The organism is Cryobacterium sp. 10I5, assembly GCF_035019865.1.
Taxonomy (GTDB): Bacteria; Actinomycetota; Actinomycetes; order Actinomycetales; family Microbacteriaceae; genus Cryobacterium; species Cryobacterium breve_A.
This window is the reverse complement of the sequence record NZ_JASJVI010000036.1, coordinates 1-23,996: the sequence shown is the minus strand read 5'-3', so window position 1 is coordinate 23,996 and position 23,996 is coordinate 1. Positions and strand designations below refer to the sequence as shown.

The window sequence follows — 23,996 nt, the reverse complement described above, 5'->3', positions numbered from 1 at the left end:
GCGAGCGGATGCGCGCGGCGCGGGCGCGCGGGGCTCGCCGCCTACAGGCCCTGCTCGACCATGGTCACGACGCGGCCGATCAGGGCCTGGGTCGACTCCGGCGGCAACGCCCGGAGCGGGCCGTCGAGGAGGAGCGAGGCGAGGCCGTGCACGGCCGACCAGGCCAGGAACTCGGCACCCGGCCGGCGCTCGGCGGGGAGGACGCCCGTGGTCACGAGGTCGTCGAGCGCCTCGCTGAGCAGCTGGAACGGGGTCAGCCCGCGCTCGCCGGCCCGTGCAGCGCTCGTTGCGCTCTCGAGGTCGGACGAGGCCGTGAACGCGGTGCGGAACAGCCCCGGTTCGGCCAGGGCGAAACGCAGGTAGCCGGAGCCGACGGCGCGGAATCGGAGCCGGGCCGTGGCTGCGTCCATCGTCGTTCCCGCGGCGGATGCGGCGGCATCCGCCACCGGGATCGCCGCCTGCTCGTCCTCGATCGCCCGGGCGACGCCGGACTGGCACTCTGAGCAGACCGCCTCGAGGAGCGCGCTCCGGTCGGCGAAGTGCCGGTATGCGGCGTTCGGGGCGACGCCGGCGCGGCGAGTCGCCGCGCGGACCACGACGGCGGCCGGGCCTCCCACGCGGGCGAGTTCGAGGCCGGCGTCGATCAGGGCACGCCTCAGGTCGCCGTGTCGGTAGGTCGTGCGACCCTGGGACTCGGTGGCTGGATCGGTGTTCGTGGTTGTCAAAGTGAGGCCGCCTCGTTACGCTGGAGACCGAATGTGTACAACGTCCACAATACCGCAGGGATGAACACGATGACGATCATCGAAGCCAGGGGCCTGACCAAGACGTACCGCTCCAAGAGCGGGCCGGTGCATGCGCTCGCCGGGCTCGACCTCTCGGTTCCACGGGGCAGCGTGAAGGCCCTGCTCGGTCCGAACGGCGCGGGCAAGACCACCGTCGTGAAGATGCTCACGACGCTGATCCGGCCGGACTCCGGCACGGCGTTCGTCGACGGAATCGACGTCGTCGCCGACCCGAAGGCCGTGCGCCGGATCATCGGGGTGTCGGGCCAGTACGCGGCCGTCGACGAGAACCTGACCGGTTTCGAGAACCTCGAGATGGTCGGTCGGCTCTACCACCTCGGCGCGACCGAATCCCGGCGTCGCGCCCAGGAGCTCATCGACCTCTTCGAGCTCACCGCCGCAGGCAACCGCCCGGTCAAGGGGTTCTCCGGAGGCATGCGCCGGCGGATCGACCTCGCGGGAGCGCTCGTGATCAACCCCAAGGTGCTCTTCCTTGACGAGCCGACCACGGGGCTCGACCCGCGCAGCCGTATCGCGCTCTGGAACGTGATCAAACGGCTCGTCGCCGACGGCACGACCGTGCTGCTCACGACCCAGTACCTCGAAGAGGCCGACCAGCTCTCCGACGACATCGTCGTGATCGACGACGGCCGGGTCATCGCCGAGGGCACCTCCGACCAGCTCAAGGCGCAGATCGGCGGGCACCGCCTCGAAGTCGCGCTCGTCGACGCCGGCGCCGGCGCGAGCGAGGCGGCCCGCGGCATCCTCGCCCGCTTCGGCGACGGCGAACCGATCGTCACGAGCGACGGCCGCGGCCTCGAGGTGGCGGTGACCGACGGCCCGCTCGCTCTGCAGCACGTGCTCGCGGCGCTCGGCGATGCCGGTATCGAGCTGCACGACGCCGGCATGCGGCGGCCGACGCTCGATGACGTGTTCCTCAAGCTCACCGGGCACAAGGCCGACAAGGCGCAGGGCGCAGCGGATGACGACACCCTCGACCCCAAGGAAGCGGTGAAGGCCCGATGAGCGCGATTTCCACGACCCTGCCGAGCTGGAACCCGTTCTCGCTGTGGTACTCAGACGGCTGGACCGTCACCAAGCGCAACCTGATCAAGATCAAGCGTTCCCCGGACATGCTCGTCTTCGCGGTGATCCAGCCGGTGATGTTCGTGCTGCTCTTCAGCCAGGTCTACGGCGGCGCGATCCAGGTGCAGGGCACCGACTACACCCAGTTTCTGATGGCGGGCATCTTCGCCCAGACCGTCGTCTTCGGGTCGACATTCTCCGGGTCGGCGATGGCGCTCGACCTCAAGGAGGGCATCATCGACCGGTTCCGCAGCCTCCCGATGAGCTCGTCCGCGGTGCTGATCGGCCGCACCAACAGTGACCTCGTGCTCAACACCATCTCGATGGTCATCATGATGGCGACCGGGCTCGCGGTCGGCTGGCGGGTCAACTCCTCGCCGGCCGAATTCCTCGCCGGCGTCGGGCTGCTCCTCCTGTTCAGCTACTCGCTCAGCTGGGTGATGGCCCTGCTCGGTATGAGCGTGAAGAGCCCGGAAGTGATCAACAACGCCTCGTTCCTCATCCTGTTCCCGCTGACGTTCGTCTCGAACGCCTTCGTGCCGAGCGACACCCTGCCGACCCCGCTGCGGATCTTCGCGGAGTGGAACCCGGTCTCCTCGCTCGTGCAGGCGGCCAGGCAGCTGTTCGGCAACGAGGGCACCGCGCCCGTTCCCGAGATCTGGACCATGCAGCACCCGATCCAGACGGTGCTGATCGGCATCACCGTGATGCTCGTGGTGTTCGTACCGCTGTGCATCCGCAAGTTCGCGTCGATCAGTTCGCGGTAGCGTGACAGCTGACCGAGCTTTCCGCTGACTGAGGTGCTGCAGCTACCGACCTGTTCCACTGACTGACCTGTTCCGCAGACTGACTTGTTCCACTGACTGACCTGTTCCATCCGCTCGAGCAAGGGAGTTCGACATGACTGACTCTGAGACCGGAACGACGACAACCGGCCGGGGCATCGGCATCCTCGAGGGATTCAGCGGTTTCTCGGTCCCCGACATCGAGGCCGCCCGTGCCTTCTACGCCAGCACGCTGGGCCTCACGGTGACCGACGGCGGCATGGGGATCCTGCGCATCGAGTTGCCTGGCGGGGCGCACGTGATCGCATACCCCAAGTCCGACCACGTGCCGGCGGTCTACACGATGCTGAACTTCGCGGTCGGCGACATCGACGTCGCAGTGGACACGCTCATCGCGCGCGGGGTCGTGTTCGAGCGGTACGAAGGCTCGCCTCACGATGCGAAGGGCATTGTGCGCGGGTGGGGACCGCCGATCGCCTGGTTCACGGACCCGGCGGGCAACATCCTTTCGGTTCTCGAGGATTCGGTGGTCGAGGAGTCGGCACAGCACGATGAGTAACGAGGTACCGTTCACGACCGACCGGCGCACCGGTCAGTTGCGTGCTCCGCGGAACACCGCGCCGCGGTCGACGGGACCGTACGACGTGAAGCGGGAGGACAAGGACCTGTATGCGCCGACGAACCGTGACTGGGAGTTGATCGAGGTTCCCGCGCAGCGGTTCGTCGCGGTCGACGGGCGCGGCGACCCGAACGTCGCGCCCGCGTACGCCGAGGCGGTCGAGGCCCTCTATGCGGTCGCCTACGCGATCAAGTTCGCGGCCAAGCGCGGCCTCGGGCGCGACCTCGTCGTCGCCCCGCTCGAAGGCCTCTGGTACGCAGACGACCCGGCCGGCTACGCCGCGTTCGCAGCCGGCGACAAGGCCTCCTGGAGCTGGACGATGCTGATCAGCCAGCCCGACTGGGTGACGGATGCCGCAATCGACGACGCCGTCAGGGCGACCCTGGCGAAGAAGAAGCTTCCCACCCTCGCGAGCGTGCGCATCGAGTCCCTCGCCGAGGGCCTCAGCGCGCAACTGCTGCACGTCGGACCCTACGACGACGAGGCGCCGGCACTCGCGCGGCTGCACGGGGAGTTCATGGCCGAGCACGGTCTGCGCCTGAACGGCCTGCACCACGAGGTGTACCTCGGGGACCCGCGCAGAAGCGCCCCGGAGAAACTCAAGACGGTCCTCAGGCAGCCGGTCGCCCCCGCCTGAGCCCGGCATCCGCTGCGGCGCGGTCGACATCGCGCGCCAGTTGCGCCGCTTCGCGCCACGCGTGCCTGGCGCGGAGCGGCGCTTGTGGCGCGCGAGCGCCGCTGCCCGTCGCCTATGGACGCCGGCACCCGTCTGCGCGCCAGTTGCGCCGCTTCGCGCCAACTGTGCCGGCAGCATCGGCCCGCGCGCCGGTTGCGCCGTTTCGCGCCACGCGTGCCTGGCGCGAAGCGGCGCTGTTGGCGCGCGAAGACCTGAGCGCGGCGGATGCGGCGGCCGGGCCCGGCATCCGCTGCCGGCAGCTGAGCGGCTCAGTGGCTCAGCGGCCGGTGCGCTTGCCGAGCTTGAGGTTCGCGGTGCTGCGGGTGCGGCCGGGCGCGGACTGCGTCTTCTTGGCCACGGCGGGCTTCGCCTTCGCGGCGGCGACGCGCAACGCCTTCGCGGCGGCCTTGGCTTTGTCGGTCTTCTTTTCCTTCTTGACCTTTTCGCCACCGGCGGGCACCGAGTCGACCCGGGAACTGGCCTTCGTGCGGCCGCGCACGATGCCGATGAACTCCTCGATGTCCTCGGTCGTCTCGGCGGCGAGCCAGGCGAGCGACACCTGGCTCTCGGCGACGTCCTCGACGGGCCGGGAGACGAGGTCCTTGCGGCTGTGCAGCCGGGCGATCGAATGCGGCACGATCACGATGCCGACGCCCGCGGCGACGAGCTCCATGGTCTCGTCCATATCGCGCACGGCGGCGAGCGAGCGGCGGGTGCTGTCGCGCACCTCGGTCGCGACGTCGCGCCACTCGGGAACGGCGTCGGGGTCCTGCAGCAAGTGTTCGTCCGCGAGGTCGGCGACGAGCAGGCTGTCGGCGTCGGCGATGAAGTGGTCCTTCGCGGCGACGACGACCGGGATTTCCCGGTAGAGAGCGATGAGGCTCAGGTCGTGTTCATCGACGGGCAAGCGCACGATGCTGACCTGGGCGCGGCCGTCGTGGAGCACGGCGGACTGCTCGTCCGGCGTGGTCCGGAAGACCTCGAGGGGCTGGTCGGGGCGGCGTTCTGCCCAGGCGCGGGTCCACTTGGTCGGCGTGACGCCGGCGGCGAAGGCGATGGAAAAGGTCACCGGCATCCTCTCTGTTTGTGGCGCGCGGGGCGGCTCACCGATATGATCCGCCGAAGCGGTGGTGCTCTCAGGCTATACGCTGGACTGATGAGCGAGAAGAAGACCCAGACCATGAAGCCCGCAACGGCGGCCCAGAAGCTCGGGATTCTGCTCGAGGCAGCCCCCGAGGAGTTCCAGAACACCCTGATCTCGCGCACCGAGCTCACCGAACTCGACACGAACCCGCCGGAGTGGCTCACCATGCTGCGCACCAATGGCCCGCACCCCAAGCAGGTTGTCGCCGCGAAGCTCGGCGTCTCGATCTCTGGGCTCGCACGCGGCAAGGTCACCGAGCCGCTCACGAGCGCCGAGATCCTCGCGTTGCTGCAGCAGCCGCCGGCGTGGCTCGTCACCGAGCGCGCCACCCAGTTCGAGGTGCGCGAGGAGCAGATCCGCGTCAAGGACCGCGACGCCGAGCGCGCCCGCAAGGCCGCGCACGCCGCCCGGTTCGCCGCCCAGAACGAGAAGGCCGCCGCGAAGAAGCGCTAGCGCTAGCCCTGGCTCTCGCGTTCCCGCGCCCGGCCCTCACCAATTCGACGGACTTTTTGGGTTTCTGGCACGTAAGAGTGTGTTTTAAGCGCTTTCCGGGCAAAAGCTCCGTCGAATTGGTTATGCCTCGGTAGCGTCGGTGCCCGCGGGAGCGTCGGCGTACTGAGCGCGGAGGAAGCCGACGATGTCGGAGAGTTCACCCTGCGAGATCGAGTGGCCCATGCCCTCGTAGATGCGCTCGGTGAGCACAGAGTGGCCGGGCAGCCAGGCCTGGGTGCGGCCGACGGCATCAGCCTGGATCACCGGGTCGGCCGTGCCGCGGCCCCAGAACACCGGAACGGGCCGTTCGGCGAGCTCGGCGTCGCCGGGCTGGGGCGCCCCGGCGACGAAGCCCGACAGCTGCACCGCGAACGCGAACCGGTCGGGTGCCTGGCGCAGCAGCTGCAGCGCCATCGCGCCGCCCTGCGAGAAGCCGAGGAGCCCCACGGATGCCGGCGGCACGACGAGCGCGTCGAGCCAGGCGAGCACGCTGTCCGTTGCCGCTTCGACAGCGGTCGCGCTCGGGGCGCTCGGGTTGACGTCCGCGCCGGGGACGCCGATCGGGAACCACGCCCAGCCGTCGCCGACCGGCAACGGTGCCCGCAGCGCGGCGAGGACGGGCTTGAGCGGCAGGTGCGGCGCGAGCGAGAACAGGTCACCCTCGTGGGAGCCGTAGCCGTGCAGGATCAGGAGCAGCGGCCGCCCGACCCGGTCGGCTTCGGACGCTGACCAGAGCACCGCGCCGGGATCGATCGCCGGTGCATCAGAGGCGGGTGCGCCGTTATCGGTGCTCCCGGTGCCGCCGGTGTTCTCCACGTCGTTGTCGTCCATGTCGGTCCTCCTGCCGTACGCCGAGGCCGGAACGCGTCGACCAGTCAATACTTCCACTGCCCAGGCCCCGGATGCTGCGCCGCCCGACCGAGGTGCGCGACCACTGCAGGCCTGCGGGCCGCTCCCGCGGGAGGCGCCCGCGGGCGAGCGCGACTCGCCCCGGAACGCGACAGGGCGCATCCGCTCGCCGGTTAGGAGAGAATGAAGGCATGAGCGTGCGCACCCCTGACCCCGACCCGGACTGGACGCCTGGCCCCGAGAACATCCAGCCACCCAATCAGAACCAGGGCTGGCTGACCGATGTCGAGCTCGCGGACATCCGCCGTCGCCTGCCGATCCTGTACATCGAGGCCGTCCCCGTGCGGGTCGACGGGCTCGGCCAGGTCGTCGAGCTCGGCGTGCTGCTGCGCGCGCGGCCGACCGGCGAGATGACGCGCACCCTGGTCTCCGGGCGCGTGCTCTACGGCGAGACCCTGCGCGATGCGCTGTTCCGGCACCTCGAGAAGGACCTCGGGCCGATGGCGTTCCCGCAGCTGCCCGCGAGCCCGGTGCCGTTCTCGGTCGCCGAGTACTTCCCGCTGCCCGGCATCACCGCCTTCACGGATGAGCGCCAGCACGCCGTCTCGCTGGCCTACGTCGTGCCCGTCACCGGCACCTGCGACCCCCGCCAGGACGCCCTCGAACTCACCTGGATGACACCGCTCGAAGCGGCATCCGAGGCCGTGTCCGCCGAGATGGAGGGCGGCCGCGGCTCCCTGCTGCGGATGGCGCTCGCCTCGGTCGGCCAGCTGCGCTGACGCGCCCGGTGGGCGAGCCGCCCGCCGCGGCCGCCGCCCTCCGCCACGCCCTCCGCTACGAACCGGCTGTCGGAGTGGGGGTCGGCGTGGACGTGCCCGGAGCGGTGTGCTGCTGTGCCTTCACGTCGGCGCGCACAAGGTGGCGCAGGGCGTGGCGCCACCGCTTCGGCACATCGGCCTTGGCCGCCTCGATCTTCGTGAGGTATTGGCTGGCCTGCGCGCCGTAAGCTCCGGCGAGGACGTCCGTGCGAATGGCGGCCAGGGCCGCGGGGCGTGCGGCCGCGTCGAGCTTGATCGCCGCGCGCAGGTCCGCGCGCAACTGGGCAACGGTCTTCACGGTCTCGTCCGCGGCGACAGCGGTGTTGGCGGATGCCGACACGGCGGTCGCGAGCGACCCGGCGACGGTGGACCCCGAGACGGAGGACGTTGCAACGGTCGTGGGCATCTCGGCCGCGCTCGCCGCGCCGACCGCGAACGTGCCGCCCGCAATCAGGCCGAGGCTGAGCGTCCCCGCAGCGACAACGGTCGTGGCTCGCTTCGTGAATGCATTCATATTTTCCTGCCTTTCGCTGGACCGGGAGGGTCCCGGCGGTGAAGCCACAGTGGCAGGCGCACGCAAACGCCGTGTTCGGGAAATGTACGGAGAACGTAAGGCGAGTCGGGCACCCGCCCGCCCGGTTCGCAGCAACCGGCGCCTACTGGCTTAATGGATGCTGTGGGCGACGACAAAGGGCTGGTGCTGGTCGTCGAAGACGACCCCGCAATCGCGGACATCGAACGCCTGTACCTCGTGCGCGCCGGCTTCACCGTGCATCTGGAGTCCGATGGGCGCGCGGGCCTCGAACAGGTGCGCCGGTTGCGGCCGGCCGCGGTGATCCTGGACGTCGGCCTGCCCGGGCTCGACGGGATCGAGGTATGCCGGGCCATGCGCGAGGCGGGGGACTGGACGCCCGTGCTCTTCGTCACCGCACGCGACGACGAGGTCGACCGCGTGCTCGGCATCGAACTGGGTGCGGACGACTACGTGACCAAGCCGTTTTCGCCGAGGGAACTCGTCGCGCGGGTGAAGGGAATCGTGCGCCGTTCCTCGGGCCTCATCGGCGACACGGTACTGCGGGTGGAGGACGTGACGCTCGACCCGGCGACCCGCCTGGTCGCGCGCGGCGGCATCCGCGTGGACCTGACCGCGACCGAATTCGACCTGCTCGCCCAGCTGATGGCCCGGCCAGGACGGGTGTATTCGCGGGAGGAACTGCTCTCCCTGGTCTGGGGAATCGCCGACTACAGTGCGAGCAGGACGGTCGACGTGCACGTCGCCCAACTGCGTGCCAAGCTCGGCGAGGGAAATCCGATCCGCACGGTGCGCGGCGTCGGGTATTCCGTCGCCGGCCGGGAGGGCTGAGCGGTGCGGCGCTGGTTCGGGTCACTCGGCGGCAGGATCCTGCTCGTCACGGTAGGCGTTGCGTTCGTCGCGGTTCTCGTCACTGCCGTCGTGTCCCTGCAACTCGTGCAGACCCTCGTCACGACGCAGGCCCAGGCGGACCTCGGCGCCCGGACGACCGCGCTGAGCGAACGGCCGCTCGCGACCCTGCGCATCCTGCTCGAAGACGACACCCTCCTTGGCGGACGCGGCGAGCGCTTTGTGTTGGTCGGCGCCGACGGGACGGTACCGGAAACAGGTTCGGGTGCGCGCACGGTCACGCAGGACGTCAAGAGACGCATCACCCAGGTACTGGATGCCGGCCGCTCGGTGTCGACGTCGCTGCAGATCCGGGGTGAGTCCTACGTGGTGGAAGCGCGGCCGCTCGCGGGAGGCGGCGGACTCGTCGGCTTCGTGCGCGTCGCGGACATCACCGACTCGGGCAGACTCGTCGCCGGGCGGATCCTGCTGGCCGTGCTCGTCGGGCTCGTCGTGGCCGTGCTCGCCGGACTGTTCCTGTCCCGGCGGTTGGCACGACCACTGGAGCGGACCGCACGAGCCGCTCGGCGGCTCGCCGACGGTGAACGCGGCGTGCTCATCGCGGCCCAAGGCATCCCGGAGATCGACGACGTGTCCCGCTCGCTCCGTGCCCTCGACCACGCGCTGGGTACGAGCGAGACCCGCCAACGGGAGTTCCTGCTCTCGGTGTCGCACGAGATCCGCACGCCGTTGACCGCGCTCCGTGGGTACGCGGAGGCCCTCGCCGAGGGCGTGATTCCGGCAAGCGACAGCGCGGCGGTCGGTGAAGTCCTGGTCGCGGAGACGAAACGCGTTGACCGTTTCGTGAGCGACCTGCTCGAACTCGCCCGCCTCGAAGCGGATGACTTCACGGTGCACCTGCAGCCGATCGACGTCGGCGGAGTGCTCGCGCAGGCTGCCCTCGCCTGGCAGGGTCAATGCACGCAGCTCGGCGTCGCGCTGCGCGTTGACGGGCCGGGGGACCATGCGGGTGCGGGCGCGGTGCCGGGTGTCCTCACGATCGTGACTGACGGCATGCGCCTGCGCCAGATCGTCGACGGCCTGCTCGAGAACGCGTTGCGCGCAACGCCGACCGGCGGCGAGGTCGTACTCGCGGCCCGCCGGGTCGATGGCCGGCACGTACGTGTCGAGGTGCGCGACAGCGGCCCTGGTTTGAGCACATCGGATGCCGCCGTCGCGTTCGAGCGCGGAGTCCTGCGAGCCAAGTACCGCGACATCCGCCCGGTCAACACAGGCCTGGGCCTGTCCATCGCCGCCCGGCTGGTGACCAGGATGGGCGGCACGATCACAGTGCAGTCCGCGGCCGAGGGTGGCGCGTGTTTCGCCGTGGTTCTGCCGGTCGGCGACGGGGCCGTCGCACGCTGACGCGAGCGACGCGCGCCCGGGCATCCGCCTGCGGCGAGACCTAACGGACCAGGCGGACCTCGTGCAGCTGTTCGCCGAGCACTTCCTGCACCTGCTCGTGACCATCGGCGACGTAGCCGTTGCGCGCGTAGAAGGCGTGGGCGCGCGGGTTGACCGCGGCGACCCAGAGGTACGAGGGCCCGGCGTCGACGACCGCGTCGAAGAGCTTCTGGCCGATGCCGCTTCCGTGCTTGTCCTCGAGCAGGTACATGAAATAGAGCTCGTGGGCGGCGGGGGCGTTCTCGTCGCGGGCGGGTCCGCTGCCGGCGAACCCGACGACCTCACCGTCGACGAGCGCGACGACCTGGCGGTATTCGGCGCCCTGAGTGGTGAACCGGCGCCACATGGCGGCGAGGCGCTGGGGCCGCAGCTGGGAGAGGGCAGCCTCGCTCAGCAGGTGGTCGTAGGTTTCGTGCCAGCAGAGGGCGTGTACGCGGCCCAGACTCTCGGCATCCGCTTCTTCGACGGGCCGAACAACGACGGTGGTGGTGTCCATATTCTGACCCTAACCCAGCCGGGCGACACCGGTTGACCGCCTGTGCGGGGGCTAACTCAGGAGATTCGAAGCAGTGGGACAACGAGCCCCCCGAATATCAGCGGACGGCGCGCGACGGAGGGACGATTTTCCTGAGTTAGCCCCCGGTGGCCGCGGAGAACGCCCGGAAATGGTGGCCGCAGGCCGCGAAATCGCGCGCAGGTGGCGCCGATGGCGCAGGATTCACGCAGAAACGGGCCGGACTCCTGGTGGAGGCCGGCCCGTTGGGTCGTGCGGGGCGAAACGAGCGGATGCCGGGAGTTCAGCCCCGGCACCCGGTCGCGCCCTCGTGCTGGTGCTGCTTAGCCCTGGGCGCGGCGCGGGGCCGAGCGACGAGCGCCGCCGGCGCCGGCTCCCGAACCGGACCCGCGGACGAGTCCGCCGACCTGCAGGCCGCCGGAGCGACCGGAACCCTGCGGGGCGTGGCTGCGACCGGAGGTCGCGGGGCGTCCCGAGTGCTCCTGACGCGCTCCGCCGGTCGAGGCGGTGTCGTTGCTGCGGCTGCCGCGGTTGCCGCGAACGGGAGCGGTGCTCGCACCGTCGCGGTCGTCACGGCCGCGCGCGCGCTGCCCGTCCGAGGAGCGCGAGGTGTCGGAGGACGACGAGGAGGCGTAGGAACGGCTGCCGCCCTGCGAGCGTCCGCCGTCGGAGGACGAGGAACGTCCGCCGGAGCGACCGCCCTCGGAGCGTCCGCCTTCTGAGCGGCCACCCTGCGAGCGTCCGCCTTCGGAACGGCCAACCTGCGAGCGTCCGCCTTCGGAACGGCCGCCCTGTGAGCGACCGCCCTGCGAGCGTCCGCCCTGGGACTGGCGCTGCTGCTGCGGCTGTTCGCTGCGCGGCGCCGGCTTGACGTAGGCGGCGACGTCGCCGACGAGGGCGGCGACGGCGGGGGAGTCCGCGGTCACGCGCTGCGGGGTCACCTTGATGGCTGCCTTGCGCAGCAGGTCCGCGGTGTCGCGACGCTGCTCCGGGAGCACGAGGGTGACGACGTCACCGGCGTGTCCGGCGCGGGCGGTGCGGCCCGAGCGGTGCGTGTACGCCTTGTGCTCTGCCGGCGGGTCGACGTGGATGACGAGCTCGATGTCGTCGACGTGCACGCCGCGAGCGGCGACATCCGTTGCGACGAGAACGCTCACGTCGCCGTTGCTGAACGCGGCGAGGTTGCGGTCACGGGCGACCTGCGAGAGGTTGCCGTGCAGGTCGACCGAGGGGATGCCCGCCTCGGTGAGTGCCTTGGCGAGCTTCTTCGCGTGGTGCTTGGTGCGCATGAAGAGGATGCGGCGTCCGGTTCCGGAGGCGAGCTTCTCGATGAGCGCCTTCTTCTGTTCGGCGTTGTCGACCTCGAAGACGTGGTGGGTCATGGCGGAGACGATGCTGTTCGAGTCGTCGACCGAGTGCAGCACCTCGTTGTGGAGGAACTTGCGGACGATCTTGTCGACGCCGTTGTCCAGGGTGGCCGAGAACAGCATCCGCTGGCCGCTGTTCGGCGTCTTGTCGAGGATGCGCGTGACGACGGGCAGGAAGCCGAGGTCGGCCATGTGGTCGGCCTCGTCGAGCACGGTGATCTCGACGGAGTCGAGGTTGACGTAGCCCTGCTTCATCAGGTCTTCGAGGCGTCCGGGGCAGGCGACGACGATGTCGACGCCGGCCTTGAGCGCGGAGACCTGGCGGCCCTGGGAGACGCCGCCGAAGATGGTCGTGACCGTGAGACCGTATGCCTCGGCGAAGGGGGTGAGCGCGTTGGTGATCTGGGTGGCGAGCTCACGGGTCGGCGAGAGGATGAGTCCGAGCGGGCGGCCCGGGCGGCGCTTGCCGCCGGCGAGCGTGCCGCCGAGGCGCGCGGCCATCGGGATCGCGAAGGCGAGGGTCTTGCCGGAGCCGGTCTTGCCGCGACCGAGCACGTCCCGGCCCTTGAGGGTGTCGGGGAGGGTGTCGACCTGGATGGGGAAGGGGCTGTCGATTTCCTGCGCCGTGAGCACGGCAACGAGGGGAGCCGGCACGCCAAGCGCGCCGAAGGAAATTTCAGACAAAGTGGTGCCTTTCGGGCATCAGAGCCCTCCGTCGAACCGTGTGCGCACCCCGAGTGAGGGAATGCAGGCTTCGGAGCCAGGAGGATTCACATGGCGAAGGTGCCAATGGGCACATCCGTTCGCCGTAAGAATGTTCATTCGCAATATGCGCTCGGCCCACCGAAATGGTGTGCCGCCGCAACAAGAAGAGGGCGTTCTACGACGCAGCGAGCGCAGCGATGCATTCGCAAGTGGTTTCAGTCTAGCGGATGCTGTCAAGCACCCTCCCAGAAAAGCCCCGGTCGGCCGCCCGCTCGCCCCGGGGGCGCCTATCGACGGAAGGTGCGTTAGTCGAGGTTCCCCGTGTAGAGCTCGCCGACGGGGACATCGACCGTGACGGTGTTGCCGGCCTGCGCGAGCGGGCAGGCCCACATCGGGTCGTAGGCGCACGACGGGTTGTATGCGAAGTTGAAGTCGAGGATCACGGTGTCGTCACCGACGCCGGGGCCCAGGTCCGCCCCCTTGATCGTGTCGAGCAGGTAGCGCCCGCCGCCGTACGTTCCGCCGGGCCGGCCGGCGAGACCGTCCTTGATCGGCAGGAACAGGCCGCCGCCGTAGCTGCCGAGCCGCCACAGGTCGATCGGGCCGAGGTAGGGCAGCCGCACGATGCCGACCAGGTCGAACGGCACGGTGCCGTCCGTCCCGGTCTCGACCGCGATTCGGTGCGGCTCCGGGGCCCGGTGCACTTCGACCTCGAAGCGCCAGTCCGGGTCGTATGGCGCGATCGTGAGCCCCGGGAACGCGGCCCGGTCGTCGGGCAGCAGGGGCGATGACGGATGCCCCGCGAACAGGTCGTCGCGCCCGCTCCGCCAGAGTTCGTGTCCCGCCGCCGGGTTCTGCACGCTCAGCTGCCGCACTCCGGCATACAGGCCGGTCACGCGACGGCGCCAGTCGGCGAGCTGCAGGGCCCCGAGCGTCGAGCTCATGCCGGTGCCTCCGTCGGGGTCGGTGTCGCATTTCCGTCGTCGGCCGAACCAATTCGACGGAGTTTTTCGGTTTTTGGGGCGTTTTCGGGCCTCTCACGTGCAATTCGGACAGAATCTCCGTCGAATTCGTCAGGGCTCGCGGATGCGTCGCCGTCGGTCGGACCCGCAGACCCGGCAGCGTCGATGCCCACGTCGAAACGCCAGGTCGGTGCGAGCCGCTTGAGTTGCAGCATCCGCCACTGCCACATGGCCCAGAACACCGGCCAGCTCGGCAGGGTGAGCGCGCCGGTGCCGAAGATGAGCTGGTCGCGGTAGAGCGTCTTGCCGGTGCCGGCCGGGTCTGCCGCCACGGCCATCCGGTGGTCCCAGAGTGTGACGGCCTCGAGGGCGCCGGACACGCCCCGGCCGGTGTCGCGCACGATGCGCACGCCGTCGCGCCGCTCGGTAGACATCTGCAGCCGGATCACCTGCTTCCCCATCGGCACGAGGCCGAGCGCGGTGAGTTCGACCGGGTGCTCGCCGGGTTCCCAGATCGAAGGGAAGCCGTCGGCCTCGAGCGACTCCACGCTGATGAGGGGCGAACTCACCTCGCGGAAGACGGCGGGGCTCTGCAGGGCGCGCCACGCGGCATCCGGCGGGCAATCGAGGATTTCTTTCAGGAGAACACGCATGCCCCCAGTCTGTGGTGCCGGGGCATGCAGTACAACTGAGGAGTGGCAATTCGGTACTGGCTCGGGGTCGCGCAGCGCGATAACGTGCAGCGGGGCGTCGCTGTGGGGTTCGCGCAGGCCGGCTACCGGCTGCGCACCACGCTCGAGGGCATGCGGGAGAGCGACGGGGTCGTGTACTACTCGCCGAAGACCGCCGTCGAGGGCGAGCTGCTGCGCGAATTCACCGCGATCGGGTTCGTCGCCGAGGGGAACGCGTACGAATTCCGGAGCCCCGAGACGCCCTCCGGCACCTATGTGCCGTGGCGCCGGCGCATCGACTACGACACGGATGCCGTCAGCACCTCGATCCGCCCGCTCCTGAACGTGCTCGAGTTCACCCGGTCCGACCCGGACTGGGGTTACCAGCTCCGCCGCGGCCTGCTCGAGATCTCGCGGCACGACTACGACCTGATCCGGCGGCAGATGCGCCGCATGTAGGCGCCGGAGCGGCTTGGGCGCCTGTGCTCCCGTCCGCCCGCCAGCCCGGAGCCGGTCGGCGTGCGTTGTGTCGGAGTTTTTCGCGACACGCCGTGAGTCCGGGCGGTGGATGCCGCGAGTCGCGAAATTCTCCGACGTTGCGTCGTTCACGGCCTGCGCCGTATCCGCCGCGTGCGCGGTTTCGGGCGGGTGTCGGAGCCGGTCGGCAAACGTTGTGTCGGAGTTTTTCGCGACACGCCGTGAGCCCGGGCGGTGGATGCCGCGAGTCGCGAAATTCTCCGACGTTGCGTCCGCCGCGGTGTCTGCCGCATCCGACGCGCGCAGCGCGGCCGCACCCGCCATTCGCCCCAGCCGCGTTGATTAGACTCGCGGCTATGACTGGCGATCTCTGGTGGGTGCCCTCGGCGATACTTCTCGCGTTCGTGGTCCTCGGGGTGACTCTCGTCGTCGCATCCGCCCGCCGCCGGCGCCGCGACCGGGAACAGGCGGAAGCGGCGATCGTCGCCGAACGCGCACGCGCCGCTGCGATCGCCCTGGTGCGCGCTGACGACCAGGTCGGCGCCGCGACCGACGAACTCGGGTTCGCGGTCGCCCAGTTCGGCGAGGCGGCGACCCGGGACTTCGCCACGGCCCTCGAGCTCTCCCGCCGCCAGTTGCGGGACGCCTTCGCCCTGCAACAGAAGCTCGACGACAGCGTGCCGGACACCGAGTCCGAGCGCCGCCGCTGGACGGAACAGATCATCGCGCTCGCCGCCGAGTCGACGACCCGCCTCGCCGAGCAGGACCGTGCCTTCACCGCCCGCCGCGGGCGCGAGCGCGACGCCCCGCTCCTCCTCGAGCAGCTCACCCGCCGCGTCGACCGGGTGACCGATCGGGTCGCCTCGGGGGCGGCGAGCATCGACAGGCTCCGGCTCAGTTACGCCCCCACCGCGCTCGCTGCGTTCAGCGGCAACGTCGCAGAGGCGCGCACCGCCCTCGGGCAGGCGAAACAGGCCACGGATGCCGCGGCCGCCCACCTCAAGGCCGTCCCCGGCTACCCGATCGGTGACGAACTCGCGGCCGCGGAACTCGGGCTCTTCCACGCCGGAAAGCTCCTCGACGCGATCGAGACCGGAGAGGACCAGCTGCACGTCGGCCAGGCGACCCTCAACGCCGCCCTCGACTCCGCCGACGCCGAGATCGCCGAGGCCCGCACCCTCCGTGACGGGCATGAGGAGTCCGTCGCGGCCGCCGAACTGAACCGGGTGATCACCGCGGCCGATGCGATCGTGGCCGAGTTGCGGCATCCGTCGCGGGTGAGCGACCCCGCCGCCGACCTCGCCCGGCTGCGCGAGGTGCTCGACGGGCTCGATGTCACCCGGTCGGAGGCGCGCAACCAGCAGTTGCGTCTCGACAACGCCCGGCCGGCGCTCGCCGGCGCCCTGCTGGCCTCGCGCAGCCAGGGAACCGTGACCCGCAGCTTCATCGCGGCCCACCCCGGCCGGGTCGGCGCGGAGGCCCGTACCCGGCTCGCCGAATCCGAGCGGCTCGTCGCACTCGCCGAGGCCGAAGCGGATCCTGTGACCGCGCTCGACACGGCGCGCCGGGCGACGACCCTCGCAACGGATGCCGACGCCCTCGCCCGCTACGACGCTCGCTTCGACTGACCCGCCCCAGCCCTCGCCGGCCACGCGTCCGCATGTTCCGGGGACGGTGGTCGGCCGTCCGACGGGTAGCCTTTTCCGGTGAGTGAATCCCTGCCCCAGCAGAAGTACCAGGTCCGCTTCGACGTCGGCCTCGCCGGGTTTCAGGCGCTCGCCGAGGATGCGGACGTGATCATCCTTGCGGACGCCCTGCCCACCGTCGGCGACACGGCACCCGCGACGCCCTTCGGCGAGCACCTCGTGATCGTGGCCGACCTCGGCAACCCGGCGCGGGTCGCCCAGTGGGTGCTCGCGCAGCAGACCGAGAAGGCCGACCGGTTCTCCGTGGCCGTGGTCGCCGTGGGGGAGCGGCGCCGCGACGGATCCCCGCGCCCGGCAGTCGAAGACTTCCTGCTGGCCGGGGAAGTGATCGACGAGCTCTCCCGCCTCGGAATCGACCACTGTTCGCCGGAGGCCGCGGCCCCCTCCGCCGGATTCCTCGGGCTCCATCGCGCCCTGCGTCACCTCGTGAGCGCGTCCGAGACCGCCGTCGCGCTCCGTGCGGCCGGCCGCGCCGAGGAGATCCGGGCTGCGGTCGATCTGGCCCGGCCCCACCCGCCAGCGGATGCCGCCCAACAATCAGCCGAGATTCGCCGTGTCCGGGAATTCCGGTTTCCGGCCTGACGTTTCATTACTCGCAACAGCCTCGCACCACCCCGAGTCACCGACCGAACCAGGAGCACACCATGAAGGCAGTATTCAACGGCACCACGATCGCCGAAGCCCCCCAGTCCGAGCTCGTCAAGATCGAAGGCAACTGGTACTTCCCGCCGGCAAGCGTCAAGCCCGGATTCCTCGTGGAGAGCGCGACCCCGTATACCTGCCCGTGGAAGGGTGAATGCCAGTACTTCAGCCTGCAGGACGGCGACACTCTGCTGCAGGACCGCGCCTGGAGCTACCCCACTCCGTACCCCGCGTCGTTCGACCGGGTCGGCCAGGACTACAGCGGCTACGTCGCCTTCTGGAAGGAAATCTCCGTCACCGAGTAGGTCAGGCGCGCGCTTGCGTCGAGCGCGCGTGTGCCCGCACGAGGTACCCGACCGAGCGCACGGCGATACTGCCGATCAGGAGGGTCACGGTGGCGAGGATGCCGGTTCCGGCGACCCCGGACACCCAGGCCCCCGACACCCACAGGCTCACGGCCGACCCGGTCCCGGCGCCCGGCGCGGCGGCACCTCCGATCCAGTGCAGGGCGTAGGTCCCGCTCGCCGCGGCCGTGAAGGTGAACGCCCAGAAGCCGAGGTCGAACCCGAGCCGCCAATAAGTGGCGAGCATCATCACCTGCACGAGGATCAGCAGCACGAACGTCCCGAGCAGGACGGTCTCGAGCGTGTCGAGCCGGCCGCCGTTGGAGGCGAACCAGGCGTTCCCCGCGACCGCGGGCGGGGCCGAGAAGATCGCGAACGTCGGCAGCAGGCGGGCAGGAAGGGCGGGTCGGAATGCCATCCTGCCGAGGATGAGCGCACCCAGCAGCATCCAGAACAGCAGCCCGACCCCGATAGACGCGACGCTCAGCGTCGTCCAGCCGAACGTTCCCGCCGACTGCCCGGCGATGAAGGCTGCGGCGACCGTCGGAAGAAAGTACCCGGCATGGAGTGTGTCGATGTCGCGCATCCGGAGAGCCAGCTGCGCGACCGACCACGCCCCGAACACGAGCGCCGCGACCATGAACACGACGACGACCCCCTGCACCAGTCCGACCAGGAGCCCGGCGGGCGATCCCGGCAGCGCCCCCGCAAGCGGATGCCCGGCACCGGAACCCGCGGATAGGGACACGGCGGCATGGGTGCCCAGCAGCATCCCGGTCGTGGGCGCGAGGGCGGCGAACGGTCCCTGGACCGGGTCGGCAAGGTCACCCCTGATCGTCCCCCCGTTGTTCCGGCTACGCACAAGGTAATTGGCGAAGACCGCAACCCAGGCGACGAGCCCGAACACCCACAGGGCCTCACCGATGCCAGCGGGCGTGCCGAGCACTCCCGTGGCCATCGTCCAGGTGCCGGCAAGGCCAGACAGTCCGAAAGGGATGCCGAAGCTGGTCAGCGGGGCCCGCCCGGTGCGCAGGACTCTCCGGAACGCACGAGGGGATGCCGGCATGATCGTTCCCCTCGGGCCGCTGTTGAACGGACAGATGTCCTCTCAATAGAATACTGGAGTCGAAGCGACCCGCGAAGGGTGCCGCGAGGGCCGTCAGCCGCGTGCGTTTCGTCCGATCGGTCCTCGGGCCGGCGTGCCCGGAAGACGCCCCAAGGGTGCGCTGATCGAACCGCGTCTTCCCGCTGAGTAAGGACGCGCCCTTGTTCGGGGGACAATTGGCTGACAGGATTTGCGATCGCGCGTAGTAAAAGTAACGGACCGGCAGACATGGTGAGGCTCAGCGGCGGCGGCATGTACAGGCGGCGCATGGCGGAATCCGTGATCGACAAGCTGCTGCGCGAGCAGACCGGAACGCCGGTGCGTTCCCCGTGGCACCGTTTCCGCGGGCGCTCGCCGCTCAGCAAGCGCTGCGAGGGCTGGTACCTCGCCGCGCTCGGCGAGATCGCCGTCGGGAAGAGCCTCCAGGCGCTCAGTTCCGACTGGACCGTCTTCCACGCGCTCCCGATCGGCCTCGAGGGCTGGGACATCGACCACTTGATCGTCGGCCCAGGCGGCGTGATCACCATCAACGCGAAACAGCACCGCGGAGCACACATCCTCGTCGACAAGTCCGTGCTGACCGTCAACGGACGCACCGTGCCCTACCTTCGCCACGCCGAGTTCGAGGCGAACCATGTCACCGACCTGATGAGCGACCGGCGCGCCCAAACCGCGCCGGTCCGACCGACCGTGGTCTTCGTCGGCGCCCGCGAGGTCAAGATCAGGGCCCGCCCGCCGTTCGTCACGGTGCTCGGCGTGGACGACCTCGTCGGCTGGCTCGAGGCGCTCCCGGTCGTCCTCGACCAGAACGAGTGCGGCCGGTTCACCGACCTGTTCGACAACCCGGCGATGTGGGCGAACGTGCCCGTCGAGACCGGCGACGACCTGATCGAACGCTTCCAGGCCCTCGACACGGAAGTCCGTGCCGCCGGCCGCCAGCGCCGCGTCTACCTACCGCTCGTGATCTTCCTCGGCAGCGCCGCCGGCTTCTTCGGGATCTTCGGGCTCGTGTCCGAGGCCCTGGGTCTCAGCGGCTGACGTCCCCTAACCGATTCGACGGAGTTTTTGGGTTTTACACGCGTGGAAACGCGTTTTAAGCGCTTTCCGGGCAAAAACTCCGTCGAATTCGTTAGGGCATTCTGGCCGGCGAGCGGGCGAGCGGGCGAGCGGGCGAGCGGGCGCGCAGGGGAGCAGGCCAGCGGATGCCGCCGACCGGGCGAACCGCTCGCCCCCGCTACCCGATGCTGTCGGTGTCCGCCGGGATCAACGGCAGGCCCAGCAGCACCCGCAGCTGGGCGTCGGTGAGTGCCACCCACGGTGAGGCGTCCGGATTCTCGGCCGCGGCATCCGGGCTGTCACCCTGGGTCCACCACTTCGCCTCGAAGGCGCCGGTCTCGAAGAGCACCCGCTGGCCCTTGGTGTAGATCGTCGTACCGGACCATTCCGGGAAGCTGCCGGCCGGGAGCGTCAGCGTCGGCACCGGCGTCTCGCCGGCGAGCACCGGCCCGATCAGCCGCCACGGGGTCTCGGACGCCCGCAGCACGGGGTTGTCCGGCAGGTCGCCCTGGGTCCAGTACTTCGCCGAGTACACGTTGTGGTGCCACACGACCCGGGTGCCCTTCGGGTACGCGATCGTCACCGACCAGATCCGGTACGGGCTTGCCGCGGGCTCGTCCGTGGCGGCGGGGTTCTCCGTCGCGACACCGATCGGCTGCGCGGTCGAACTGTCGCCGGCGCTCGCGGCCGGGCTTCCGGTGAACGACGCACCGAGCACGTCCGCGAACAGCACGGAACCCTGCTCGACGCCGCTGCACGAGTCGGAGACCTGCTTCACGTCCGGGTAGTTCGCCCCGCAGCTCGCATCGCGGTTGAGCGACCACATCGACATGCGGCCGACGCCGTTCGCGAGCGCGAAATCGTTGAGCGCCACGGCATCGGCGAGGGTGAAGATCTCGCCGGGCACGTCGTTCTGCCCGATCATCGCGGTCGCACCGAGCTTGTTCCAGAGCGCCTTCGACCCGAGCGGCTGGCCCGCCCGGCGGTAGAGCGTGGAGAGCTGGCCGTGGGCGGACTGCAGGGCGCTCGTCGCGGCATCCGCCATCGACTGCCCGGCGGCACGTGAGGAGCCGAAGTCCATGGTCATCAGGTTCACGCCGCTGAGGTTGACGCCGGCCGTCAGCAACTGCGTCACCGCGTTCGTGCCGTCCTCGGTGAGGCCGTCCGGGGCCGTCGGCACGGTGAGCCAGATCGCAAGCGGGGCAGCGGATGCCGCGGCGGCCTTCTGCAGGGCGGCGAGCGCCACGCCGCGGCGCGCCCCGGCTTCCGCGTCCGTGAGGTTCGCGCCCTCGAGGTCCAGGTCGATGGTGCTCGGCTTGTAACGCTCGATCACCGAGGCATACGCGGCCTGGAGCGCTGCGGGATCGGTGCAGGCGACGGCAAGCTCCTGGTTGATCGCGCCGCCGAACGACACGATCACCTCTCCGCCCTGCTGGGTGCGGCGCGCCACGCGTCGGTCGAGGTCGAGGTCGTGCTCCGCTGCCGCCATCGTGTAGAAGGTGCCCCAGGTCGGCGTGCAGGCGGCGCTCGGGTCGGCGACGATGAAGGAGAGCACGACGTTGTCGCCCGCGGCGGAGACGGGATTCTCGAAGGCGAGGCTCGGCGTGGCCGTCACATCGACGTACCCGGCCATCCACGGCTTCGCGCTCACGGATGCGGCGTCGGCGATCTGGTTCCAGCCCTGGAATCCGGCGAAGACCAGTCCGGCGGCAACCACGATGACACCGATCAGTCGCACGACCGACAGGCGCCGACTTGGGAAACGTGTGGACATGGGACTCCTCGACCTCACTGTGGATTATGGCAGTTTTCGGTGCTACATCCGCCCCTAAACTGGGGGCACCGTACCGCCGCGGTTGTTTTTCTCGCTTCGGTGCGGGCGCGAACCCGGTCCAGGAGGGTTCCTGCTCGTCTCAGATAGGAAACCCCACGTGGCCACACCGGAATCGACAACGAAGCGGGATGCCGCCGCGACGCCGGCGCCCACGGGGTTCCCGCCGGCATCCGCGGAGATGGCCGACATCGCGAACGGACCGACAAGGGCGCGCCGCCGCCAATGGGGCGCGGAGCGGCGTAGCGAACCCCTCTCGATCGTGCACCCACGGCCAAGCTCCCGGGCGATCGCGGGGGCCCGAGTCGCCATCGTCGCGACGGTGGGCTTCTGGGCGTACTACCTCCTGACAACCATCGTGCGGTTGTTCGTCGACACCCCGCGCCCCGACTTCACCTTCACGATGGAGGCGATCGGCTACGCCATCGTGGTCACCTTCCTGACCTTCTCCGCGTCGATGTACCTTCTCGCGCGCCTCGGCGCGATGTACCGGTACCAGAGCCACGTGCGCGTGCCGCGCGGTGAGCTCGACCGGCACTTCGGCACCTACCAGCACGGGATCACCGTGCTCGTACCGTCGTATGCCGAGGAGACGCACGTCGTACGCGCGACCCTGTGGTCGGCGGCGCTGCAGGAATTCCCCGACCTCGGGATCGTGCTGCTCCTCGACGATGCGCCGTTCCCGACCGACCCCGAGACGCTGCGCGTGCTCAACGCGACCAGGGCGCTCGCCGGGGAGATCGGCGAGCGGCTTGCCGCGCCTGCCGCGCGGTTCCGGCTCGGCGCGGAGCGCAGGCTCGACCGGTTCGTCGATGACCCGCGGGTCACGGCGGCGGATGTCCGCGACCTCGCCGACGACTACGCAGCGGCCGCCGCGTGGCTGGAGGAGATGGCCGCGGCCGAGGAGGTGCTCGACCACGTCGACGAGTTCTTCGTCGACCAGGTCATCATGGGCGTAGCCCGCGAGCTGCGGCTGAGCCTGCTCGCGCTCGAGTCGTCGGCCGCGGGCGCGGACTTCCCCGACGCCGACCAGATCGTGACCCTCTCGCTGCGCCTGGCCCGGATCTTCACCGCCCGGCTCGACTACTTCGAGCGCAAGAAGTATGCCTCCCTTTCACACGAGGCGAACAAGGCGATGAACCTCAACTCCTACATCGGCCTGATGGGCACGTCATGGGTGACCGACCACACGGCCGAGGGCACGGTCCTGCGACGCGCTGTCGGGGATGCCGTGGGCGACTTCCCGGTGCCCGACACGGAATACCTGCTCACCCTCGACGCGGACTCCCTGCTGCTCAGGGACTACTGCGTGCGTCTCGTCCACCTGCTCGAGGAGCCCGAGAACGCCCGGGTGGCGGTCACGCAGACGCCGTATTCCTCGTTCCACGGGGCCCCGACGCGCATCGAGCGGATCGCCGGTGCGTCGACCGACCTGCAACACATGCTGCACCAGGGCATGACCTACTTCGACGCGACCTTCTGGGTCGGCGCGAACGCCGTCATCCGCAAGAAGGCCCTCGAGGACATCGTCGAGGTTGAGGAGGTCGGCGGCTTCGAGATCCGCACCTACATTCAGGACCGCACCGTGATCGAGGACACCGAGTCGAGCATCGACCTCGGCACTCACGGCTGGACCCTCGTCAACTACCCCGAACGCCTGAGCTACAGTGCCACCCCGCCCGACTTCGGCTCGCTCATCGTGCAGCGCCGGCGCTGGGCCAACGGCGGACTGCTCATCCTGCCCAAATTCTGGGACCAGCTCCGGGAGCGCCGCTTCCGCCGCGAGCGGGTGCGCTGGAGCGAGGTGTTCCTCCGCACCAACTACATGGCCTCGATCGCCTGGTCGAGTTTCGGGCTCATCTTCCTGCTCGCCTTTCCATACGACAGCCGGCTGCTCAGCCCCTTCGTCTTCCTCGCCGCGCTGCCCTACTTCCTCGCGATGGGCACCGACCTGCGCGACGCCGGCCATCGGTTCAGCGACGTGTTCCGCATCTACGGCTTCAACCTCGTGCTGCTCCCCGTCAACCTCGCCGGGGTGCTCAAGTCGTTCCAGCAGATGTTCTCGGCCGAGAAGATCCCGTTCGTGCGCACCCCGAAGGTGCTCAACCGCACGGCGGCGCCGGCGCTCTACGTGATCGTTCCCTACCTGATTGTGGCGTTCTCGCTGCTCACGCTCTACCGGGACATCAGCTATCAGAACGTCGGCAACGCCATCTTCGCCGCCTTCAATGCCGTCGCGACCGGCGCGGCGATCCTGATGTACATCGGCCTGTGGAACTCCGTCGTCGACGTGTGGCTCGGTCTGCTCAACTTCCTCTACGTTGACGTGAAGAAGCCGAAGCAGCCGGCAGGGTTCCGGATCGACCCCGGCGCGCCGGTCGACTGGCAGGGCATCCTCTACCACGGCGACCGACGGCTCAACCGGGACAGCCGCACCTCCCGGGACCGGCGCCGCCGGATCGGCGTGCGCTAGGCATCCGTCGCCCGTTGCGGTTCCCTGAGGTGTCGCAGATCGACGTTCGCGGGGCCCGCGAACGT

General features: G+C 69.9%; 24 protein-coding genes. 14 read left to right on the top strand and 10 right to left on the bottom strand.

Annotated features, from left to right (window positions below; all coding sequences use genetic code 11):
* Positions 1 to 41: 41 nt before the first annotated feature.
* Entirely contained in the window at positions 42 to 725 is a 684-nt protein-coding gene (locus tag QN350_RS10785; RefSeq protein WP_281533887.1) for a TetR/AcrR family transcriptional regulator, read from the bottom strand.
* A 69-nt stretch (positions 726 to 794) separates the two neighbouring features.
* Between QN350_RS10785 and QN350_RS10780 the strand changes: the two genes are divergently transcribed.
* The 4 genes from QN350_RS10780 to QN350_RS10765 all read left to right on the top strand — a co-directional run bounded on the left by QN350_RS10780 (position 795) and on the right by QN350_RS10765 (position 3,912).
* The gene (locus tag QN350_RS10780; RefSeq protein WP_323502604.1) at positions 795 to 1,811 is read left to right on the top strand and encodes an ATP-binding cassette domain-containing protein; all 1,017 of its coding nucleotides are present in this window, start codon (positions 795 to 797) and stop codon (positions 1,809 to 1,811) included.
* A complete protein-coding gene (locus QN350_RS10775; RefSeq protein ID WP_281533888.1) occupies positions 1,808 to 2,638 on the top strand; it encodes an ABC transporter permease in 831 nt (276 codons plus the stop codon). The genes QN350_RS10780 and QN350_RS10775 overlap by 4 nt, the downstream gene beginning before the upstream one ends.
* Positions 2,639 to 2,771: 133 nt before the next feature.
* The gene (locus QN350_RS10770) at positions 2,772 to 3,215 is read left to right on the top strand and encodes a VOC family protein (RefSeq protein WP_323502603.1); all 444 of its coding nucleotides are present in this window, start codon (positions 2,772 to 2,774) and stop codon (positions 3,213 to 3,215) included.
* On the top strand, positions 3,208 to 3,912 hold the full coding sequence (locus tag QN350_RS10765; RefSeq protein WP_323502602.1) for a GyrI-like domain-containing protein: 705 nt from the start codon (positions 3,208 to 3,210) through the stop codon (positions 3,910 to 3,912). The genes QN350_RS10770 and QN350_RS10765 overlap by 8 nt, the downstream gene beginning before the upstream one ends.
* A gap of 316 nt (positions 3,913 to 4,228) precedes the next feature.
* Here QN350_RS10765 and QN350_RS10760 read toward each other — a convergent pair whose 3' ends face one another.
* The gene (locus QN350_RS10760; RefSeq protein WP_323502601.1) at positions 4,229 to 5,020 is read right to left on the bottom strand and encodes a LysR family substrate-binding domain-containing protein; all 792 of its coding nucleotides are present in this window, start codon (positions 5,018 to 5,020) and stop codon (positions 4,229 to 4,231) included.
* Between the two features lie 87 nt (positions 5,021 to 5,107).
* Here QN350_RS10760 and QN350_RS10755 point away from each other — a divergent pair, with 87 nt between their 5' ends.
* Positions 5,108 to 5,548: a DUF5997 family protein gene (locus QN350_RS10755; RefSeq protein ID WP_323502600.1), complete on the top strand. Its 441-nt coding sequence runs from the start codon at positions 5,108 to 5,110 to the stop codon at positions 5,546 to 5,548.
* Between the two features lie 120 nt (positions 5,549 to 5,668).
* Here QN350_RS10755 and QN350_RS10750 read toward each other — a convergent pair whose 3' ends face one another.
* Positions 5,669 to 6,418: an alpha/beta hydrolase gene (locus QN350_RS10750; protein WP_323502599.1), complete on the bottom strand. Its 750-nt coding sequence runs from the start codon at positions 6,416 to 6,418 to the stop codon at positions 5,669 to 5,671.
* A gap of 209 nt (positions 6,419 to 6,627) precedes the next feature.
* Between QN350_RS10750 and QN350_RS10745 the strand changes: the two genes are divergently transcribed.
* A complete protein-coding gene (locus QN350_RS10745) occupies positions 6,628 to 7,215 on the top strand; it encodes an NUDIX hydrolase family protein (RefSeq protein WP_281533893.1) in 588 nt (195 codons plus the stop codon).
* 55 nt (positions 7,216 to 7,270) lie between these two features.
* On the opposite strand, the gene QN350_RS10740 is transcribed toward QN350_RS10745, so the two are convergent.
* On the bottom strand, positions 7,271 to 7,768 hold the full coding sequence (locus tag QN350_RS10740; RefSeq protein ID WP_323502598.1) for a hypothetical protein: 498 nt from the start codon (positions 7,766 to 7,768) through the stop codon (positions 7,271 to 7,273).
* Between the two features lie 153 nt (positions 7,769 to 7,921).
* Between QN350_RS10740 and QN350_RS10735 the strand changes: the two genes are divergently transcribed.
* On the top strand, positions 7,922 to 8,617 hold the full coding sequence (locus QN350_RS10735; protein WP_281533895.1) for a response regulator transcription factor: 696 nt from the start codon (positions 7,922 to 7,924) through the stop codon (positions 8,615 to 8,617).
* A gap of 3 nt (positions 8,618 to 8,620) precedes the next feature.
* Positions 8,621 to 10,039 carry a HAMP domain-containing sensor histidine kinase gene (locus QN350_RS10730; RefSeq protein ID WP_323502597.1) on the top strand — a complete coding sequence of 473 codons (1,419 nt, stop codon included), beginning with the start codon at positions 8,621 to 8,623 and terminating at the stop codon, positions 10,037 to 10,039.
* A 40-nt stretch (positions 10,040 to 10,079) separates the two neighbouring features.
* Here QN350_RS10730 and QN350_RS10725 read toward each other — a convergent pair whose 3' ends face one another.
* The 4 genes from QN350_RS10725 to QN350_RS10710 form a co-directional block, all read right to left on the bottom strand.
* Complete coding sequence (locus QN350_RS10725) at positions 10,080 to 10,574, bottom strand: GNAT family N-acetyltransferase (protein ID WP_322138807.1); 495 nt, start codon at positions 10,572 to 10,574, stop codon at positions 10,080 to 10,082.
* 341 nt (positions 10,575 to 10,915) lie between these two features.
* Positions 10,916 to 12,643 (bottom strand): DEAD/DEAH box helicase, encoded by a 1,728-nt coding sequence (locus QN350_RS10720; RefSeq protein ID WP_322138808.1) that lies wholly within the window; start codon positions 12,641 to 12,643, stop codon positions 10,916 to 10,918.
* A 326-nt stretch (positions 12,644 to 12,969) separates the two neighbouring features.
* Positions 12,970 to 13,608, bottom strand: a complete 639-nt coding sequence (locus tag QN350_RS10715) for a DUF1684 domain-containing protein (protein ID WP_323516353.1) — start codon at positions 13,606 to 13,608, stop codon at positions 12,970 to 12,972.
* Positions 13,605 to 14,279 carry a hypothetical protein gene (locus QN350_RS10710; RefSeq protein WP_322138810.1) on the bottom strand — a complete coding sequence of 225 codons (675 nt, stop codon included), beginning with the start codon at positions 14,277 to 14,279 and terminating at the stop codon, positions 13,605 to 13,607. Before QN350_RS10710 ends, QN350_RS10715 begins: the two co-directional genes overlap by 4 nt.
* Positions 14,280 to 14,321: 42 nt before the next feature.
* Here QN350_RS10710 and QN350_RS10705 point away from each other — a divergent pair, with 42 nt between their 5' ends.
* From QN350_RS10705 to QN350_RS10690, 4 genes are all read left to right on the top strand, one after another.
* Positions 14,322 to 14,756, top strand: a complete 435-nt coding sequence (locus QN350_RS10705) for an EVE domain-containing protein (protein ID WP_322138811.1) — start codon at positions 14,322 to 14,324, stop codon at positions 14,754 to 14,756.
* A gap of 374 nt (positions 14,757 to 15,130) precedes the next feature.
* Positions 15,131 to 16,402 carry a hypothetical protein gene (locus QN350_RS10700; protein ID WP_322138812.1) on the top strand — a complete coding sequence of 424 codons (1,272 nt, stop codon included), beginning with the start codon at positions 15,131 to 15,133 and terminating at the stop codon, positions 16,400 to 16,402.
* A gap of 78 nt (positions 16,403 to 16,480) precedes the next feature.
* A complete protein-coding gene (locus QN350_RS10695; protein ID WP_322138813.1) occupies positions 16,481 to 17,062 on the top strand; it encodes a hypothetical protein in 582 nt (193 codons plus the stop codon).
* A gap of 62 nt (positions 17,063 to 17,124) precedes the next feature.
* Entirely contained in the window at positions 17,125 to 17,427 is a 303-nt protein-coding gene (locus QN350_RS10690) for a DUF427 domain-containing protein (protein ID WP_281533902.1), read from the top strand.
* Position 17,428: 1 nt separating this feature from the next.
* On the opposite strand, the gene QN350_RS10685 is transcribed toward QN350_RS10690, so the two are convergent.
* A complete protein-coding gene (locus QN350_RS10685; protein WP_322138814.1) occupies positions 17,429 to 18,532 on the bottom strand; it encodes a hypothetical protein in 1,104 nt (367 codons plus the stop codon).
* Between the two features lie 306 nt (positions 18,533 to 18,838).
* On the opposite strand from QN350_RS10685, the gene QN350_RS10680 reads away from it, so the two are divergent.
* Positions 18,839 to 19,609 carry a nuclease-related domain-containing protein gene (locus tag QN350_RS10680; RefSeq protein WP_322138815.1) on the top strand — a complete coding sequence of 257 codons (771 nt, stop codon included), beginning with the start codon at positions 18,839 to 18,841 and terminating at the stop codon, positions 19,607 to 19,609.
* A 196-nt stretch (positions 19,610 to 19,805) separates the two neighbouring features.
* On the opposite strand, the gene QN350_RS10675 is transcribed toward QN350_RS10680, so the two are convergent.
* Positions 19,806 to 21,401 carry a glycosyl hydrolase family 18 protein gene (locus QN350_RS10675; protein ID WP_322138816.1) on the bottom strand — a complete coding sequence of 532 codons (1,596 nt, stop codon included), beginning with the start codon at positions 21,399 to 21,401 and terminating at the stop codon, positions 19,806 to 19,808.
* 238 nt (positions 21,402 to 21,639) lie between these two features.
* Here QN350_RS10675 and QN350_RS10670 point away from each other — a divergent pair, with 238 nt between their 5' ends.
* A complete protein-coding gene (locus tag QN350_RS10670) occupies positions 21,640 to 23,931 on the top strand; it encodes a glycosyltransferase family 2 protein (RefSeq protein ID WP_322140374.1) in 2,292 nt (763 codons plus the stop codon).
* The last annotated feature ends 65 nt before the right edge of the window (positions 23,932 to 23,996 follow it).